Below are 17,063 nucleotides of genomic sequence, written 5' to 3'. Positions count from 1 at the left end.
CCACCCTCAGCTCCTGCGAACCGCACCGGCTCCTGCAGATCGCACCTGAACCGGAGAGTCGGGCTCCGGCCCTCAGACGGGGGTGTCGAGGACGCCGACGAAGCGCGTGCCGATGCCGTCGTACTCGTCGCGGCGGTGCGCCTCGGGGTGGTGCGGCCACTCGTCGGGGGAGTGGTCCTCGCAGACGAGGAAGGTGAAGTCGGGCCACCACTTCTTGGGCCGCGCGGCTTCCGAGCGGCCGCAGACGGCGCAGTCCAGTGTCACCCACACGGGCCGCCTGCCCGTGCGGTTCTCACGCGACTGCACGAGCCAGGGTGGCGGCTCCTGCTCGAGGGCGGCGAATTCCTCCTCGGAGAGGCGGTTCGGCAGCCCGTGACGCGTCGCCATCTCGACGGGGATGTCGAGGCGCTGAGCGGCCTCGCGTCGCGTGATCATCGAGCCACCCTAGCCCAGCGCTCCTGCGACGACGGGGCGCGGGGGCGGAGGGACGCTCGCGCCAGCAGCCACTCGAGAGGTCCCTGCCCGACGAAGCGGCGCCAGAGCAGCGCGAAGACGACCGAGCAGACCACGAAGGACGCGAGGAGGCTCCAGCTGCGCCACGCGTCGAAGTCGAACGGCTCGTAGGGCAGCAGGTAGACCGCGAGCGCGACGAGCTGCACCGAGTAGATCGTCAGCGGCATGGCGCCGACAGCCGCGAGGGGAGCAGTGATGGTGCGGAGCGCGGCGACCCGAGCCGTGAGGGCCGTGAGCGAGCCGATGGCCACCGCCGCGACTCCGCCGGCCCCGAGGATCTCGGCGGTGGTGCTCGAGTGGGCCTCGACGCTCTCGGGGCCGCCGAGGGCGACGCCGACGCCGTAGCCGAGGACGGCGGCCGCGAAGCCGCCGAGGACCAGCCAGCGCTGCGTCAGAGGCGAGCGGATGTCGCAGCGGGCGACCAGCAGGCCCAGCACGACGTACGCGAGCCAGGAGGGCACCGGGTAGTACTGCGTCAGCCAGGTGAGCGGCGTCGCGGCGAGGAGCGCCTGATCCGGAGTCAGACCGCTGACCCAGGCGCCTCCCGAGACGGTGAGCTCGTCGACGACGACGGGGCCGATGACGGCGAAGAGCACGACGAGGGCCGCGAGGGCGGCGCGGGGGAGGAAGAGGAGCAGCGCGGCGACCGCGAACATCACTCCGTAGTGCGGCAGGATCACGGCGATCGGCGTGCCGAGCAGGGTCAGCAGGACGCCGATGACCAGCAGGTAGAGACCCCGCAGCAGGATGGACGCGGTGTCGCGGAGGCGATGCGAGGAGCGGCCGGCGCCCCCGGTCATCAGGCCGATGGAGACTCCGGCAAGAACCGCGAACAGCACGGAGCTCCGGCCGTCCCACGGCATCTCGCGGCTCGAGGGCGCGAGATGAGCGGCGAACATCCCCAGCACCGCGAGTCCGCGCGCGACGTCGAGACCGACGATGCGGGAGGGGGACGCGGTGGCGGTCACGGGTTCCATGGTCTCAGGTGCTCCTGGCATCGGGGGGGAACGACGACGGGCGCCCGACCCGGAGGTCGAGCGCCCGTCGGACGTGGAGCGGAGGACTACTCGCGGAAGATCGCGACGAGTCGCAGGATCTCGAGGTACATCCACACGACGGTGACGAGGATGCCGTAGGCGCCCGTCCAGCCGTAGATGCGCGGGGCGCGGTTGCGCACGCCCTGCTGGATGAACTCGAAGTCCATCACGAGCGAGTAGGTCGCCAGCGCGATGGCGATGAGGCCGATCACGATGCCGATGAAGCCGGTGCGGAGACCGAAGCCGCCGCCGACTCCGAAGAGGCCGAGCCCCAGGTTGACCAGCGAGAAGACCGCGTAGCTGATCATCCCGATGAAGAAGATCTTGTTCAGCTTCGGCGAGGTGCGGATCTTGCCGTTCATGAACAGCGCCAGGGTCACGCCGATCACGATGACCGTCGCGAGGAGGGCCTGGACGACAGCGCCCTCGTAGACGTTCTCGAAGATGCCCGAGATGGCGCCGACCGCGATGCCCTGCGTCGCGGCGTAGCCGAGGATCAGGGCGGGCGAGGGCACCTTCTTGAAGGCGTTGACGATGCCGAGGACGAGCGCGACGAGCACGGCCGGGAGCATGAGGCCCGGGATGAACCAGCCGACAGCCGCACCCGCGAGGAGCACGACGAAGGCGAGGGCCGTCTTCGCCAGGGTGTCCTCGACGGTCATCCGGTCGGTCTCGACCGAGCTGGCGGCCGGACGGTTGTACATCTGGTCGAGAGCGTCGGGCGAGACGTCCGGGACGTCCTGCACGCGGCCGGCGTAGCCGCGGTTGCTGAACTCCGGGCGTCCGAACGCCGGGTTGCTGCTTGCCATGGTTCCTCTTCTCTCAGGTGCGCTTGTGTGAGGCGGACTGGGTGTGATCGATCGGCCCGACGGAACTCGCGGTTCTGAGTCGCTGTGTGTACGGGATCCGCCGGTTCCCTCTCGGGACCTCCGACGGTGGGTCAACAGTATCTGAGAACCTCTCTCAGAGTCTGGCTATTCCCCAAGAGGGAACCTCGCCTTCGCCCGGAGTCGCGCGGCACCGCCCGTAGGATCGCCGCATGCCCGCGCGTCGCACTCCGCTCGTCATCGGCCACCGCGGAGCGAGCGGCTATCGGCCCGAGCACACCCGCTCCGCCTACGACCTCGCGCTCGCCCTCGGAGCCGACGCGGTCGAGCCCGATCTCGTTGCCACCCGCGACGGCGTGCTGGTGCTGCGGCACGAGAACGAGATCTCGGGGACCACGGACATCGAGCGGCGGCCGGAGTTCGCCGACCGCCGGACGACCAAGCGGATCGAGGGCGCGGACGTCACCGGCTGGTTCACCGAGGACTTCACCTGGGCCGAGCTGTCGGAGCTGCGCGCCCGTGAGCGGCTCGCGACGGTACGCCCCGCGAGCGCCACCTTCGACGGGCAGTTCCCGCTGCTGCGCTTCAGCGACCTGCTGGCTCTGCTCGACCGGGCCGCCGAGGACGCGGAGGAGGCGCCCCCGGGGCTCGTCGCCGAGATCAAGCACGCCGACTACTTCGACTCGATCGGCTTGCCGCTCGACGTGCTGGTGCAGCAGGAGCTCGCCGCGGCCGGCTGGGGTCCGCGCGACCCGCGCCTCACGATCGAGAGCTTCGAGAAGACCGTGCTCGAGCGCCTCGCGGTGCGGGGTGTCGGCACGCGGAGGGTGTTCCTGATCGAGTCGCGCGGGTCCCCGCCCGATCTGGTCGCGGCGCACGGCTCGCGGGCGACTCCGTACGCCGACTTCGTCACTCCGGCGGGCCTGCGCGGACTCGGCCGGACGGTGGATGGCGTGAGCGTCGACAAGAGCATGCTCTTCGCGCGCGACGGCGCCGGGCGCGCGACGGGGACGAACTCGCTGGTCGCCGACGCCCACGCGGTCGGCCTCGAGGTCTACTGCTGGACCCTGCGCGCCGAGAACCGCTTCCTCGAGAAGGTGCACCGCCGCGGCAAGGACGGGGCCGCGTTCGGAGACTGGCAGGACGAGTTCCGCGCGATCCTCCGCACCGGCGTCGACGGCGTCTTCGCCGATCAGCCGGATCTCGCGCTCGAGATCCGCGCCTCCGAGGACGGCGCCTGGGGCTGATCGGCCCGGTCCCGGCGCTGATCGGCCGCCTCGCGGCGCGTGCGGAGGCAACGGGGAGGCTCCGCTGGCATCATCGGGCCGACTGCGTCGCCGGCGCAGCCACACGAGGGAGAGGAGCCCGCCCGTGACGACCCGTGCGCGCATCACCCGTCGGTGGATCACCTTCGCCGTCCTCGCGGCCCTGGGAGTCGCGGCCGTCTACTGGCTCGCCGTCCTCACACCGCAGGGCCAGGCGGCCGAGAACTCCGGGCTGCGCGGCGCCGATCTCGTCTTCGGTCGCGCGACGGGCACCGCGGCGGGTGCGCTCGCCGACGTCACTCCCGCTTCCATGCTCGGCGGCGCGGTCCTGGTGGCCGCGATCGCTCTGATCCGGAGGCGCCCCGCGCTCGCACTGGCCTCCGTCGCCTCCATCGTGCTCACGGCGGGCCTCACGCAGCTCCTCAAGAACGTGGTTCTCGACCGGCCGATCCTGGTCGAGACGGACGCCTGGTACACCGGCGGCAGCTTCCCGAGCGGGCACACCGCCGCCGCGATCTCGGTGGTGTTCGCGCTGGCGATGGTGGTGCCGGCCCGTGCACGCACGGTGGTCCTCCTCCTCGGCGGGGCCGTCGTGGTGCTCGTCGGGAACCTGACGATGGCTGCGTCGTGGCACCGCGCGAGCGATGTCCTCGGGGCCGATCTGGTGGCGCTGGCGTCCGCCTCCGTCGCGTGCGCCTGGCTCTCGGGGCGGGCGCAGGTGGGCCGGGCCCCTCGGCGCTCGACCCGGCGCGGGGTGAACCGGCTGCTCGTCGTCTGCTCGGTCGTCGTCGTGCTCGTGCTCGGTGCGCTCGCCGTCCAGGGGATCCAGTACTACCCGGATGACACCAAGGATCTGACCGCGTTCGCGCTTCTCCAGCTGCTCGCGGTGTCGACCTCGACGGTCGCCGTCGTCGGCTTCTCGGTCGCCTGGCGCGGGATCGACGTGGGCGGGTCGCTGACGGCCCCGATCACGCGCCCGCGGTCGGCCTGACGCCGCCTCCGGTGTCGGAGGTCCGATCTACACTCGAAGGGCCATGAGCTTCCTCTTCGATCCGAGCGATTCCCGCGCCACCCCCGTCGTCGTCGGCGTCCCCGCGCGCCGCGAGGGCGACGCTCCGCGCACCGACCCCGCTCACGAGAAGCTCGTCGCGGGGCTCAACCCGCAGCAGCGCGAGGCGGTCGAGTACCGCGGCGACGCGCTCCTGATCGTGGCCGGCGCGGGGTCGGGCAAGACCAGCGTGCTCACCCGGCGCATCGCGAGCCTCCTCGGCAATGCGGAGGCGTGGCCGAGCCAGATCCTCGCGATCACCTTCACCAACAAGGCCGCCGCCGAGATGCGCGAGCGCGTCGAGAAGCTGGTCGGCGCGAGCGCCGAGGGGATGTGGATCTCGACCTTCCACTCCGCGTGCGTGCGGATCCTGCGCCGCGAGGCAGAGAACTTCGGAATGACCTCGTCGTTCACCATCTACGACTCCGGCGATCAGCGTGCGCTGCTCAAGCGCATCGTGAAGGACCTCGAGGCCGACTCTCTCGGGATCACCGTCGCGAGCGCCTCCGCCAAGATCTCGAAGCTCAAGAACGAGCTCGCCGATGTCGACTCGTACGCGCGCACCGCCAACATGAGCGACCCCAACGAGGAGATGTTCCTCCAGGTCTTCCGCGCCTACTCGCGTGCCCTCGAGAGCGCGAACGCGTTCGACTTCGACGACCTGATCGCGCAGACCGTCTACCTGTTCCGCGCCTTCCCGCACGTCGCGGCCAAGTACCAGCGGCGCTTCCGCCACGTGCTGGTCGACGAGTACCAGGACACCAATCACGCGCAGTACTCGCTCATCCACGAGCTCACCCGGCCGGTGCCGCGGGCGACGATGGACGCCGCGCAGTTCGACCGCCCGTACCGCGGCCCGGTGACGGCCGACGGCTCGATCCCGGGAGCCTCGCTCACGGTCGTGGGCGACTCCGACCAGTCGATCTACGCGTTCCGCGGCGCCGACATCCGCAACATCGTCGAATTCGAGCGCGACTTCCCCGGGTGCCGGGTGATCCTGCTCGAGCAGAACTACCGCTCGACCCAGAACATCCTCTCGGCGGCCAACGCCGTGATCTCGAACAACTTCGACCGCCGTGCCAAGAACCTCTGGTCGGCCAGCGGCGACGGCGAGAAGATCATCGGCTACACGGGCTACTCCGGGCACGACGAGGCCCAGTTCGTCGTCGACGAGATCGCGCGGATCCACGCGGCCGGCACCGGCTACGACGAGATCGCGGTGTTCTACCGCACCAACGCTCAGACCCGTGCGCTGGAGGAGATCTTCATCCGCTCGGCGCTGCCCTACCGGATCCTCGGCGGCACCAAGTTCTACGAGCGCGCCGAGATCAAGGACGCGCTCGCCTACCTGATCACCGTCGCGAACCCGGCCGACGTGCTGGCGCTGCGGCGCATCATGAACACGCCCAAGCGGGGCATCGGGCCGGCGACGGAGGCGCAGCTGCAGTCGTTCGCCGACACCAACGCGGTCACGCTGCGCGAGGCGATGCGCAACGCCGGCTCGCTGGGCATGGGTCCGAAGGTGACGAAGGCGATCGTCGACCTGGCGACCCTCCTCGACGAGTGCGCGCTGATGCTCGACCCCTCGCGGCCCGAGGGTGAGGCGAAGGTGCACGAGGTGCTCTCGTCGCTGCTCAGCCGCAGCGGCTACATCGACATGCTGCGCGCCAGCCGCGACCCGCAGGACGAGGCGCGGGCCGAGAACGTGGACGAGCTCATCGCCGTGACCAAGGAGTTCGCGCGCAACAACCCCGATGGCGGTCTGGTCGACTTCCTGACCGAGGTGTCGCTCGTCGCGGCGGCCGACGATCTCGACGACGACTCCGGCACCGTGTCGCTGATGACCCTGCACACGGCCAAGGGCCTCGAGTACGACGCCGTGTTCCTCACCGGGATCGAGGAGGACCTGCTGCCGCACCGCATCTCGGCGAACGAGCCGGGTGGCCCGGCAGAGGAGCGGCGGCTCTTCTACGTGGGCATCACGCGGGCGCGCAAGCGCCTCTACCTCTCGCTCGCGATGACGCGTGCGCAGTACGGCGAGACGTCCGTCGCGATGCCGAGCCGGTTCCTGCAGGAGATCCCGGCCGAGCTGATCCAGTGGCGGCAGTCCCCGGGGGCGGCGACGTCGCGCGGCGGGACCCAGCCGCGGGCGCTCAACGCGCAGCGGCCCGGGTTCGGCAAGTCGCGCTCGAACGCCGAGTTCCGCGAGGCGCTCGCCGCGGCCCCCAAGGCCAAGGGCGAGTTCCCCAACCGCATCACCGGGATGGTCCGCGACAACGGAGATCTCGAGCTGATCGCGGGCGACCGCATCCGCCACACCGACTTCGGCGAGGGCCGCGTGAACGCGGTGACCGGTGAGGGCAGCAAGCGGGTCGCTCACGTGCTGTTCGACCAGGTCGGTGCGAAGAAGCTGCTGATCAAGGTCGCGCCGATCGAGAAGCTCTGAGTTCGCGAGAGGCTCTGAGCTCCCGAGAAGCTCTGAGCTCCCGAGAAGGTCGGAGCCCGTGGTCGTGCCGCCGATGAGCGGTGACACCCGCGGGCCGCTCGCGGCGCGGATCGCGACGGAGGTGTTCGCGCCGCCGGTGCTGGCCGTGCTCGTGCCGGTCGTCGTCGGTGCCAGGGTGGCGGATCCTCCGCTGCTCGGCGTTGCGTGGGGCGCGCTCGCCGCCCTGTTCGTGGGGGTGCTGCCCTACCTCGTGATCCGGCTGCTGATGCGCACGGGCCGGATCCGCGGCGACCACCACGTGCCCGACCGGCGCGAGCGCGCGCTGCCGATCGGCCTCGCGCTGGTCTCGATCGCCGCCGGGCTGGTGCTGCTCGCCGCGCTCGGCGCGCCTCCGGCGGTGACGACGTTCGGTCTCGTGACCGTCGCGGTGGTCGTGGCCGTGGGAGTCGTCAACCTGGCCTGGAAGCTCTCGGGCCACGCCGCCGTCGTCGCGACCTGCGGGGTAGTGGTGCTGATCGCCTACGGACCCTGGTCGCTGCTCGTCACCGTGCCGATCGCGCTGTGGACGGGCTGGTCGCGCGTGCGCCTCGGTGCGCACACGCCCGCTCAGGTCGTGGCGGGCGGTCTCGTCGGGGTGGTGCTCGCCTCCGTCGTCTGGTCGCTGCTGGGCTGATCCTCGGCGCGAGTCTCCACTCGGGCGCGCGGCGCTGCGGGTAGTGGGTACCCGCTCAGATACTCGCGGAGGCGCGGGTCAGGAGTCGCAGGCGATGGTGTCGTCGTCGCGATTGAGGTCGTAGACGTCGGGGCCGATGACGGTGACCGGGCCCTGCACGTACGAAGGGCCGTTGCCCGAGCCTCCAGCGCAGTCGACATCGGTGTCGATCGGGACGCAAGCGCCGGTGTAGCTCGAGTGGCAGCCGGAAGCGGTGTCGGGCTCCGGCGCGGGCGGAGGCGGGGGAACACGGGTGCCCACTCGCGTGACGTCATCGACCGCGGCAGTGGTCACCGCCTCCGAGATCGGGGAGCGGGAGACCTCGGTGCCGTCGTGCTTGACGACCTCGAACGTGCGAGTGAGCACACCGTCGGCACCGACCGCGACGGTGCTCGTACCCTGATCGGCGTTCGGGTCGTCCTCCGTGCGGGCCGCGCGAGGGATGACGGCCGTCTCGACGACGGTCTCGGTGGTGACGACCACCGTCGGGGTGGGCGTCGGAGTGGCGATGGGCGTCGATACAGGTCGCTGACTCTCGGCTGCGAGGGCGGCCGCCGGCGCGTCCGGAGCCGGCTCGCCTGAGGAGCAGGCTGAAACGCTCAGCAGCAGACCGACGGCGAGGACTCCCCTCGTCGCGAACGAGCGACGACCAGGACGGACGGAGTGCACGGAGGCGACGGCGAGCGAAGTGCGACGGTGCACGGGGAGAGGGATGGCGGTCTGCTTTCGTCGGAGAGTCGCCTCAGCATGGGCGTGCCCCGCCGTTTCGCCCTCCCCCCTTTCGGGGCCGTGGATCAACCGCAGGGCTCAGGAATAGCGCGCCACCAGTTCGCGCTTCAGGACCTTGCCGCTCGGGCCGAGCGGCAGCGCCTCGACGAACTCGATGCGGCGCGGGTACTTGAAGGCGGCGAGGTGCTCGTTCGCGTAGGCGATCAGCTCCTCGGCGCTCGCGGAGGCGGAGGAGCCGAGCACCACGGCCGCCAGGATCTCCTGGCCGTGGGTGTCGTGCGGGATGCCGAAGACGGCGGCGTTCGCGACGGCGGGATGCCCGATCAGAACCTCCTCGACCTCGCGCGGGTACACGTTGTAGCCGTTGCGGATGATCATGTCCTTCGTGCGGTCGAGGATCCGGATGTAGTCCTCCTCGTCCTTCGTGCCGAGATCGCCGGTGCGGAACCAGCCGTCGACGACCGCCTCCGCCGTCGCCGCCGCATTGCCGAGGTACCCCTTCATCAGGTTGTGCCCGCGGATGACGATCTCGCCGAGCTCGCCGCGGGGGAGCAGTTCCACCCGGTCGGTCACCTCAGGCCGTGCGACCTCGACGTCGACGCCCCAGATCGGCGTGCCGACGGTGCCGGCCCGCGGCGGGACTCCGACGTGGTTGAAGGTCGCGACCGGGGAGGTCTCGGTGAGCCCGTAACCCTCGTAGATCTCGACGCCGAACACCTCGCGGAACCGCTCGATGACTGCGACGGGCAGCGCCGCGCCTCCGGACACCGCGTAGCGCAGCGGCGGGCGGTCGGCGCGCCGGGTCGCCGCGTCGAGGAGCGCGACGTACATCGTGGGGACGCCCTCGAACACGGTGCAGCCGTGCGCGATCATCGCCTCGAGCGCCGCATCGCCGTCGAACCTGGGCACGAGCACCACGGTCGCCGCGGTGCGGAACGCCGTGTTCATCGCGCAGACCTGGCCGAAGGTGTGGAAGAGCGGCAGGGCGCCCAGCACCACGTCGCCCTGGTGCAGGTCGAAGGTGTTCATCAGCAGCACGTCCGACTGCGAGACGATCGCGAAGTGCGTCCCCTCGGCTCCCTTGGGGCGCCCGGTCGTGCCGCTGGTGTAGAGGATCGTGGCGGTGTCGAACGGCGAGCGCGGCACGTAGCCCGCGATCGGCTCGGCCTCGGCGGCGAGATCCTCGAGGCGCGTGAACGGGGTGCCCGCGTCGTCCGGAACCATGACGCTCAGCACCGGGATGTCGGCCAGAGCCGCACCGGCGGCGCCTTCGCTCAGCAGCGGTGCGGCGCAGATCAGCGCCTTCGCTCCGGAGTCGCGCAGCACGTACGCGATCTCGTCGTGCTTGAGCAGTGCGTGGACCGGAACGACGACCGCGCCGAGCGCGAGCACGGCGAAGTAGCCGCGCGGGAAGTCGGGGACGTTCGGGATCAGGAGGGCGACGCGATCGCCCGGGCCGATGCCCTGGGCGCGGAGCGCTCCGGCGTAGGCGCAGGTCTGATCCCAGAGGGTGGCGTAGTCGAGGGCGAGGGGGCCGACGCGGACCGCGATCGTGGTCGGGGTGCGGCGCGCAGCCTCCGAGAGGATCGCCGCGACCGAGACCGAGCCGAACCCGGTCGAGGGCGGGGGAACGACGGGAGCCTCGGCGGATCGGGGTTCGGTGATGCTCATGGTGGCTCCAGTCGTCGTCGACGTGCGCGGTCCTTCACGGTAGATCCGGCCCCCGCGCCGTTCAAGCGCTGCGCATCGGATGCTCAGCGAGTGAGCGAGCGGTGCCGGAGGATCACGAGAGGCCCCGGGACCGTCAGCGCCAGGCTGTGGCTGACCGAGCCGAGCAGCAGGCGGAGGAACGCGCCGCGCCCGTGACTCCCCACCACGAGCAGGCGGCTCGACGCGGCGAGAGCCGTCATCCGCTCGACCGGGTCGCCGCGGACGAGCATCGGCCGCACCTCGAGGTCGGGACACGTGTCGCGGAGGCCGACCAGCGACTCGGCGAGCACCAGGTTCTCGTCCTCCTCTATCGCGTCGATGACGATCCTCTCGACCGGCACCGAGTCGGCCCACGCGCCGGGCAGCTGCCACGCGTGCAGAGCGAGGAGCGGCTCGCCGAGGCGGTCGGCCTCGATCGCGGCGAGCCGGATCGCCTCCAGCGAGACCTCGGAGCCGTCGACTCCGACCGCGACGCCGACCCGGGGCTCCGCCGTCGGGCCGGGGACGAGCGCGACGGCCGAGCGCGAGGCCGCGGCCACGCGGACGGCGATCGGAGCGCTGACCGCCCCTCCACGTCGAGCGAGCGGGTGAGCGCCGAGCACCAGCAGTGCGCCCGCGGGAGCGGCGTCGGCCAGCACGTGAACCGGGTCGCCCTCGAGCAGCCGCACCCGCGCGCGCACCTCGGGGAACTCGGCGGCGGCGAGGACGCGGGCCTCCTCGAGGACGTCGCCGGCCCGACGCCGGTGCTCCGCATCCGCACCGGAGAGCCGAGCCCGCACCGGCTCGACCACCGCGACCAGATCGGCGGGCGACCGATGCGCGCGGGCGAAGTCGAGTGCCCAGCGCAGGGCGTCGACGCTCCGATCCGAACCGCTGACTCCGATCACGACCGCGTCCATGCTGCGCCTCCTCATCGAGTGCCACGTCGCTGTCATCCTCCTCTTCTCAGCGGCTCAGCGGGAGTGCTTCTCAGCGGCTCAGCGGGAGTGCTTCTCGGCGGCTCTGCGGGAGTGCGACGTACAGTCGGAGCATGGGTGACGACGGGCGGCACTGGGGTGAGGCGGCGCTGTACACGGACGCGGTGGTGACGGCTCCGTTCGCGCTCGCGATCATCGCCGAGGCGACCGGATCACGCGTCGTGGGCGGTCGGACGGCCGGTGCGCACGTCCCCCTCTACAGCGGCCCGACCACCGCTCGCGTCTCGGTCGCGGGCTTCGGTGACAGCGTGCCGATCACGGTGGACGTCCGCGATGAGCGCGGTCAGAAGGAGGCTCGCGCGGCGGCTCAGGCGCTCGGGCTCGAGCTCTCCGCGTACGCGGGCTGGAGGGTCACGCCCGGCTTCTGAGCGACTCGGCGCGCACGCGAGCCAGGTAGTAGCGGCTCGGCGCCGTGCGGACGGCGGCGGGCAGGAGCCGGTAGACCGCGAAGGTGCGGGCGAGCGCCCGGTCGAACCGCGCCTCCTGGAGCGGCGACCAGCGGAAGCCGAAGCCCGCGCGGACGGTCGGGGGCAGGAGCCCCGCCGTCATCAGGCGGAGATAGGGGCCGACCGGGCGCAGCCACCAGGCCGCGATGCCGCCGCCGAGCAGGTCGCGCGCGACCCTCCTCGCTGCGGGGGTGACCTCGAGCCGACCGACCTCCGCCTCCCAGTAGTCGTCGAAGTCGGCGCGGGAGGCGGGCCACAGCTCCTCGGGCATCTGCAGCGCCGTGCCCACGACCCGCGAGCGGTGCACGATCTCGTCGGCCTCTTCCGTGGTCAACCGCCCGAACGCGCCCTCGTAGAGCTGCAGCATCGACTGCGTGATCGTCGCGGCGACCCAGCGCTGCAGCTCGGGGTCGAAGGCGGTGTAGCGAGCGCCTCGGACCGGGACGTGCGCGCGGTTCACGCGCCTTCGCACCGTCCGCACGTCCTCCTCCGAGCCGTACTGCAGCGCGTAGAGGTAGCTGAGGGTGCCGTGCAGGCGGCCGAGGGCGCGGTGCACGAAGTCGGAGTGCTCGGCGACGCCGGCGCCGACCGACGGGTGCGCGACCTGGAGCAGGATCGCCCGCGCCCCCGCGACGAGGAACACGCCCTCGCGGAAGACGTCGCGCTGTGCGGAGGGACGGGCGGGGGAGGGCACGCTCCCACGCTACGCCGCGCGGGAACCGCTCGGAGAGGGCGGAGTAGACTCGGCGCGGCCCAGGACCGTGCCGTCACGTGCGGCGATCCGGGCCACCTCCGGACTCGAAACGCAAGCGCGCTCGGCGCGGAATGGGAATGCAGCGTGGATCTCTTCGAATACCAGGCCCGTGATCTGTTCGAGAAGTACGGCGTCCCCGTGCTCCCGGGCATCGTCGCCGATACGCCCGAGGAGGTGCGCGCGGCCGCGGAGAAGCTCGGCGGCGTCACCGTCGTCAAGGCGCAGGTGAAGATCGGCGGCCGCGGCAAGGCCGGCGGCGTCAAGGTCGCGAAGACCGCCGACGACGCGTTCGCGGCGGCGCAGTCGATCCTCGGACTCGACATCAAGGGCCACATCGTCAAGCGCGTGATGGTCGCGGGCGGCGCTCGCATCGACCGCGAGTTCTACTTCTCGGTCCTGCTCGACCGGGCCAACCGCTCCTACCTCTCGCTCACCTCCTACGAGGGCGGCATGGAGATCGAGCAGCTCGCCGTCGAGCGCCCCGACGCCCTCGCGCGCGTCGAGGTCGTCCCCGGCCAGGGCATCGACCTCGCCAAGGCCGAGGAGATCGCCCGTGCGGCGAAGTTCCCGGAGGAGCTGATCGCCAAGGTCGCTCCCGTGCTCGTCACGCTCTACGACGTCTACACCGGCGAGGACGCGACCCTCGTCGAGGTGAACCCGCTCGTCCTCACCGAGGAGGGCGACATCGTCGCGCTCGACGGCAAGGTCTCGCTCGACGAGAACGCCGGCTTCCGCCACCCCGAGCACGCTGCTCTCGAGGACAAGGACGCCGCCGACCCGCTCGAGGCGAAGGCCAAGGAGAACGACCTCAACTACGTGAAGCTCGACGGCGAGGTCGGCATCATCGGCAACGGCGCGGGGCTCGTCATGTCGACGCTCGACGTCGTCGCCTACGCGGGCGAGCGCCACGGCGGCGTGAAGCCGGCCAACTTCCTCGACATCGGCGGCGGAGCCTCCGCCCAGGTGATGGCGAACGGCCTCGACGTGATCCTCGGCGACGAGCAGGTCAAGAGCGTCTTCGTCAATGTCTTCGGAGGCATCACCGCCTGCGACGCCGTCGCCAACGGCATCCTGCAGGCCCTCGAGATCCTCGGCGACTCGGCGACCAAGCCGCTCGTCGTGCGCCTCGACGGCAACAAGGTCGAGGAGGGCCGCGCGATCCTCGAGGCCGCCGCGAACCCGCTCATCACCCTGGCCGCGACGATGGACGAGGGCGCCGACAAGGCCGCCGCACTCGCCGCCGCGTAACGATCCCGACGACTCAAGGAATCAGAGAACAAGCATGTCGATCTTCCTCAACAAGGACTCCAAGGTCATCGTCCAGGGCATCACCGGCGGCGAGGGCACCAAGCACACCGCGCTGATGCTCAAGGCCGGCACGAACGTGGTCGGGGGCGTGAACGCCCGCAAGGCCGGCACCACCGTCACCCACGGCGACGTCGAGCTCCCCGTCTTCGGCACCGTGAAGGAGGCCATCGAGGCCACCGGCGCCGACGTCTCCATCGCGTTCGTCCCGCCCGCCTTCTCGAAGGACGCCGTCATCGAGGCGATCGACGCCGAGATCGGCCTCCTCGTCGTGATCACCGAGGGCATCCCGGTGCAGGACTCGGCCGAGTTCTGGGCGTACGCGCAGGAGAAGGGCAACAAGACCCGCATCATCGGGCCGAACTGCCCGGGCATCATCACCCCGGGGGAGTCGCTCGTCGGCATCACCCCCGCGACGATCACCGGCAAGGGACCGATCGGCCTCGTGTCGAAGTCGGGCACCCTGACCTACCAGATGATGTACGAGCTGCGCGATCTGGGCTTCTCGACCGCGATCGGCATCGGCGGCGACCCGATCATCGGGACGACGCACATCGACGCGCTCGCCGCGTTCGAGGCCGACCCCGAGACCAAGGCGATCGTGATGATCGGCGAGATCGGCGGAGACGCCGAGGAGCGCGCCGCCGACTTCATCAAGGCCAACGTCACGAAGCCGGTCGTCGGCTACGTCGCGGGCTTCACCGCCCCCGAGGGCAAGACGATGGGCCACGCCGGCGCGATCGTCTCCGGCTCGGCGGGCACCGCTCAGGCCAAGAAGGAGGCCCTCGAGGCCGCGGGCGTCAAGGTCGGCAAGACGCCGTCCGAGACGGCCGACCTGCTGCGCGAGGTCTTCGCCACGCTGTAAGCACTCCTCCGCTCGAATCGGTCGAGGTCCTCTGCTGCGGCAGCGGGCCCCGGCCGATTCGTCGTTCGCGGGAGGCGCGGTAGCGTCATCGGGTGACCCTCGGACTCGACTTCCTCACCTTCGTGCCGTACCCGGACGGCCCCGAGAAGCCGGGGGACGCCGCTCGCAGCCTCGAGGACGGCCTCGCGCTGTTCGAGCTCGCGGAGGAGCTCGGCTACGACACCGGCTGGGTGCGGGTGCGGCACTTCGAGCGCTTCCTGGCCTCGCCGATGACCTTCTTCGCGGCCGCCTCGCAGCGCACGCGCCGCCTCCGCCTGGGCACTGCCGTGATCGGCGCGCGCTACGAGTCGCCCGTTCGGCTGGCCGAGGACGCGGCGACCGTCGACCTGCTCTCGGGCGGCCGGCTCGACCTCGGTGTGAGCGGCGGCTTCGCGCACCTCTCCTCGGTCTTCGACGGCGTGTTCGGCCAGGCCGACCGCGAGTTCCGGGCCGAGGCGCAGGAGCGGATCGAGCGCCTCCGCGACGCCCTCTCGGGTGCGACGCTCGGCATCGCGGAGTCGGCGCTGATGTCGGTGCCCGTCGGAGACCCCCTCATCCAGCAGCCGCACGCCCCCGGGCTCGCCGACCGCCTCTGGTACGGCGCCGGCACCACCGCGTCGGCGGTACGCGCGGGCGAGCAGGGCATGCACCTCCAGGTCTCGACGCTCAACACGGAGGAGACGGGTCTGCCGTTCGCGGAGCAGCAGGCCGCGCAGATCCGCGCCTACCGCGAGGCCTTCGCCGCCGCGCACCCTGGTCGGACCTCCCGGGTGACCGCCGGGCGCATCGTGCTCCCGCTGCTCGACGCGGCCGACGAGGAGGCGCACCGCCCCTTCATCGACGGCTACCTCGCCCGCATGGACGACGACGGCCGCCCCCGGACCGCCGACCGTTCGATCATCGCGGCGCCGATGCGCTTCAGCCCGCTCCACCTCGGCGGCGTCGACGAGATCGTCGCCTCGTTGAACGCCGATCCGGCGCTCGCAGAAGCGGACGCACTCACGATCACCCTGCCCGCGGTCGGCGGAGTCGAATCGCACCGGAGGATCCTCCGCACGGTCGCGGAGCGCATCGCTCCCCGCCTCGGCTAGCGCTCGCCTCGGCGGGCGGCCAGGAACCACAGCGGCCTCTGCAGCGTGAGCAGGAGCAGCCACCACAGCCCGATCGCAGGCAGGAGCAGTGCCAGCGCCAGAGCGAGCGAGAGCAGTCCGAAGGGGACGAGCGCCCTCGTCAGCCGGACCGGACCGACTCCGTCGCGCAGCAGCCCCGGCCGTCGCAGCAGGTGCCGCTCGATCAGCACCAGCGCTCCGCTCATCACCACCATGGTGCCGATGTAGAGCGCGATGGTCGCGCGCGAGTCGGGCAGCTGCGCGAGCGCGCTGGTCGTGAAGGGGAAGAACGCGATCGAGGCGAGCCAGAGCAGATCGAGCCAGACGAGACCGGCGTCGTAGTCGCCCGCGAGCTCGAAGACGCGGTGGTGCGGAACCCAGAACACGGCGATCAGCGTGAACGACAGGGCGAAGGCGAGCAGCGAGTCCACGTGCTCGTCGAGGAGCGCACCGATGCCTCCGCCGTCGCTCGCGATCTCGGGGGCGAGCTGGACGAGCGGCAGCACGAGGATCGTGATCGCGATGGCGACCGTGGCGTCCGAGAAGTTCACGAGGCGGTCGAGTCCGCGCTCCGTGCGGACCTGCCGGAGCGACGCCCGTGACCGGCGCCGGTGCACGATCCGCTCGATCGGGCCGGAGAGCAGCAGCAGGAGCAGCGCGAACATGTTCACCGCCGGCACCGTCACCGCGAGGACCAGGGCGGCGGTGAGGAGTGCGATCACGATCACGGAGCGGGAGGCGGAGCGCAGCGGGTCCACACCCGGAGCGAGCAGCTCGGGGTCGCGACGGAGGATCAGCTGCATCGCGAGGGTCGCCGTGCTCGCGACGATCATCGTCCCGATGTAGAGCGCGAAGACCGACGGATCCGTCTCGAATACGTTCGAGAGCAGGTTCGCGGCGAAGGGGAGCAGCACGATCGCCGCCATCCAGACGAAGTTCGCCGTCACGAGCGCGGGGGAGTAGCGGGCGACTCCCTCGAACACCGCGTGGTGCACCAGCCACAGGCGGCCGATCACCGCGAAGGTGATGAAGAACGCCGTCAGCGTGCCGTAGTGACCCGACAGCAGGGCCCCCAGGTCGGCCGAGCCGCCTTCCTCGACCACATCGACGAGCGGGAGAATGAGGAAGGTGATCGCGATGGCGACCGTCGCGTCGGTGAAGTTCACGAGCCGGTCGAGCCCGCGCTCCGTCCTCAGGCCGTCCGATGCGCTCGTCATGCAGTGACCGTATAGGACACGGGCGCGCCCCGGAGCGTCCGCAGGTGACCCCGCCGCTAGGCTC

General features: G+C 71.3%; 16 protein-coding genes. 8 read left to right on the top strand and 8 right to left on the bottom strand.

Annotated elements, in window-relative coordinates; all coding sequences use genetic code 11:
• Positions 1 to 72 precede the first annotated feature (72 nt).
• From ASG06_RS00720 to ASG06_RS00710, 3 genes are all read right to left on the bottom strand, one after another.
• Complete coding sequence (locus ASG06_RS00720; protein WP_056037155.1) at positions 73 to 435, bottom strand: hypothetical protein; 363 nt, start codon at positions 433 to 435, stop codon at positions 73 to 75.
• On the bottom strand, positions 432 to 1,481 hold the full coding sequence (locus tag ASG06_RS00715) for a DUF418 domain-containing protein (protein ID WP_162238988.1): 1,050 nt from the start codon (positions 1,479 to 1,481) through the stop codon (positions 432 to 434). Before ASG06_RS00715 ends, ASG06_RS00720 begins: the two co-directional genes overlap by 4 nt.
• 95 nt (positions 1,482 to 1,576) lie before the next feature.
• Positions 1,577 to 2,359 carry a Bax inhibitor-1/YccA family protein gene (locus ASG06_RS00710; protein WP_056037151.1) on the bottom strand — a complete coding sequence of 261 codons (783 nt, stop codon included), beginning with the start codon at positions 2,357 to 2,359 and terminating at the stop codon, positions 1,577 to 1,579.
• A gap of 230 nt (positions 2,360 to 2,589) precedes the next feature.
• Between ASG06_RS00710 and ASG06_RS00705 the strand changes: the two genes are divergently transcribed.
• The 4 genes from ASG06_RS00705 to ASG06_RS00690 all read left to right on the top strand — a co-directional run bounded on the left by ASG06_RS00705 (position 2,590) and on the right by ASG06_RS00690 (position 7,809).
• On the top strand, positions 2,590 to 3,624 hold the full coding sequence (locus ASG06_RS00705; RefSeq protein WP_056037149.1) for a glycerophosphodiester phosphodiesterase family protein: 1,035 nt from the start codon (positions 2,590 to 2,592) through the stop codon (positions 3,622 to 3,624).
• Between the two features lie 124 nt (positions 3,625 to 3,748).
• The gene (locus ASG06_RS00700; RefSeq protein WP_056037146.1) at positions 3,749 to 4,633 is read left to right on the top strand and encodes a phosphatase PAP2 family protein; all 885 of its coding nucleotides are present in this window, start codon (positions 3,749 to 3,751) and stop codon (positions 4,631 to 4,633) included.
• Between the two features lie 43 nt (positions 4,634 to 4,676).
• Positions 4,677 to 7,136, top strand: coding sequence for an ATP-dependent helicase (locus ASG06_RS00695; protein ID WP_056037143.1), 2,460 nt, complete (start codon positions 4,677 to 4,679; stop codon positions 7,134 to 7,136).
• A gap of 73 nt (positions 7,137 to 7,209) precedes the next feature.
• The gene (locus ASG06_RS00690; protein ID WP_156465816.1) at positions 7,210 to 7,809 is read left to right on the top strand and encodes a phosphatase PAP2 family protein; all 600 of its coding nucleotides are present in this window, start codon (positions 7,210 to 7,212) and stop codon (positions 7,807 to 7,809) included.
• 78 nt (positions 7,810 to 7,887) lie between these two features.
• Here the strand turns inward: ASG06_RS00690 and ASG06_RS19335 are convergent, their stop codons facing one another.
• The 3 genes from ASG06_RS19335 to ASG06_RS00675 all read right to left on the bottom strand — a co-directional run bounded on the left by ASG06_RS19335 (position 7,888) and on the right by ASG06_RS00675 (position 11,186).
• Positions 7,888 to 8,550: a G5 domain-containing protein gene (locus tag ASG06_RS19335; protein WP_231727574.1), complete on the bottom strand. Its 663-nt coding sequence runs from the start codon at positions 8,548 to 8,550 to the stop codon at positions 7,888 to 7,890.
• A 105-nt stretch (positions 8,551 to 8,655) separates the two neighbouring features.
• Positions 8,656 to 10,248, bottom strand: a complete 1,593-nt coding sequence (locus ASG06_RS00680) for a long-chain-fatty-acid--CoA ligase (RefSeq protein ID WP_056037138.1) — start codon at positions 10,246 to 10,248, stop codon at positions 8,656 to 8,658.
• An 83-nt stretch (positions 10,249 to 10,331) separates the two neighbouring features.
• A complete protein-coding gene (locus ASG06_RS00675) occupies positions 10,332 to 11,186 on the bottom strand; it encodes a universal stress protein (RefSeq protein ID WP_056037136.1) in 855 nt (284 codons plus the stop codon).
• Positions 11,187 to 11,317: 131 nt separating this feature from the next.
• Between ASG06_RS00675 and ASG06_RS00670 the strand changes: the two genes are divergently transcribed.
• Entirely contained in the window at positions 11,318 to 11,632 is a 315-nt protein-coding gene (locus ASG06_RS00670) for a hypothetical protein (protein ID WP_056037133.1), read from the top strand.
• Here the strand turns inward: ASG06_RS00670 and ASG06_RS00665 are convergent.
• Positions 11,616 to 12,404 carry an oxygenase MpaB family protein gene (locus ASG06_RS00665; RefSeq protein ID WP_056037131.1) on the bottom strand — a complete coding sequence of 263 codons (789 nt, stop codon included), beginning with the start codon at positions 12,402 to 12,404 and terminating at the stop codon, positions 11,616 to 11,618. The two genes, ASG06_RS00670 and ASG06_RS00665, sit on opposite strands and share 17 nt — an antisense overlap.
• 144 nt (positions 12,405 to 12,548) lie before the next feature.
• Between ASG06_RS00665 and sucC the strand changes: the two genes are divergently transcribed.
• The 3 genes from sucC to ASG06_RS00650 all read left to right on the top strand — a co-directional run bounded on the left by sucC (position 12,549) and on the right by ASG06_RS00650 (position 15,764).
• Complete coding sequence (gene sucC / locus ASG06_RS00660; protein WP_056037128.1) at positions 12,549 to 13,712, top strand: ADP-forming succinate--CoA ligase subunit beta; 1,164 nt, start codon at positions 12,549 to 12,551, stop codon at positions 13,710 to 13,712.
• A gap of 34 nt (positions 13,713 to 13,746) precedes the next feature.
• The gene (gene sucD / locus ASG06_RS00655) at positions 13,747 to 14,634 is read left to right on the top strand and encodes a succinate--CoA ligase subunit alpha (protein WP_056037124.1); all 888 of its coding nucleotides are present in this window, start codon (positions 13,747 to 13,749) and stop codon (positions 14,632 to 14,634) included.
• A gap of 92 nt (positions 14,635 to 14,726) precedes the next feature.
• Positions 14,727 to 15,764, top strand: a complete 1,038-nt coding sequence (locus ASG06_RS00650; RefSeq protein ID WP_056037121.1) for an LLM class flavin-dependent oxidoreductase — start codon at positions 14,727 to 14,729, stop codon at positions 15,762 to 15,764.
• Here the strand turns inward: ASG06_RS00650 and ASG06_RS19330 are convergent.
• Positions 15,761 to 16,999: a TMEM175 family protein gene (locus tag ASG06_RS19330; protein WP_162238987.1), complete on the bottom strand. Its 1,239-nt coding sequence runs from the start codon at positions 16,997 to 16,999 to the stop codon at positions 15,761 to 15,763. The two genes, ASG06_RS00650 and ASG06_RS19330, sit on opposite strands and share 4 nt — an antisense overlap.
• Between the last annotated feature and the right edge of the window lie 64 nt (positions 17,000 to 17,063).

Source organism: Rathayibacter sp. Leaf185 (assembly GCF_001423885.1).
Lineage (GTDB): Bacteria > Actinomycetota > Actinomycetes > Actinomycetales > Microbacteriaceae > Rathayibacter.
The sequence above is the reverse complement of the archived record's forward strand: the minus strand, read 5'-3'. Positions and strand labels throughout refer to the sequence as shown.

Coding starts and splice junctions, on each gene's coding strand:
- sucD (WP_056037124.1), top strand. CDS start 13,747: ATGTCGATCTTCCTCAACAAGGACTCCAAGGTCATCGTCCAGGGCATC.
- ASG06_RS00710 (WP_056037151.1), bottom strand. CDS start 2,359: ATGGCAAGCAGCAACCCGGCGTTCGGACGCCCGGAGTTCAGCAACCGC.
- ASG06_RS00670 (WP_056037133.1), top strand. CDS start 11,318: ATGGGTGACGACGGGCGGCACTGGGGTGAGGCGGCGCTGTACACGGAC.
- ASG06_RS19330 (WP_162238987.1), bottom strand. CDS start 16,999: ATGACGAGCGCATCGGACGGCCTGAGGACGGAGCGCGGGCTCGACCGG.
- ASG06_RS00675 (WP_056037136.1), bottom strand. CDS start 11,186: ATGGACGCGGTCGTGATCGGAGTCAGCGGTTCGGATCGGAGCGTCGAC.
- ASG06_RS00680 (WP_056037138.1), bottom strand. CDS start 10,248: ATGAGCATCACCGAACCCCGATCCGCCGAGGCTCCCGTCGTTCCCCCG.
- ASG06_RS00690 (WP_156465816.1), top strand. CDS start 7,210: ATGAGCGGTGACACCCGCGGGCCGCTCGCGGCGCGGATCGCGACGGAG.
- ASG06_RS00705 (WP_056037149.1), top strand. CDS start 2,590: ATGCCCGCGCGTCGCACTCCGCTCGTCATCGGCCACCGCGGAGCGAGC.
- ASG06_RS00720 (WP_056037155.1), bottom strand. CDS start 435: ATGATCACGCGACGCGAGGCCGCTCAGCGCCTCGACATCCCCGTCGAG.
- ASG06_RS00695 (WP_056037143.1), top strand. CDS start 4,677: ATGAGCTTCCTCTTCGATCCGAGCGATTCCCGCGCCACCCCCGTCGTC.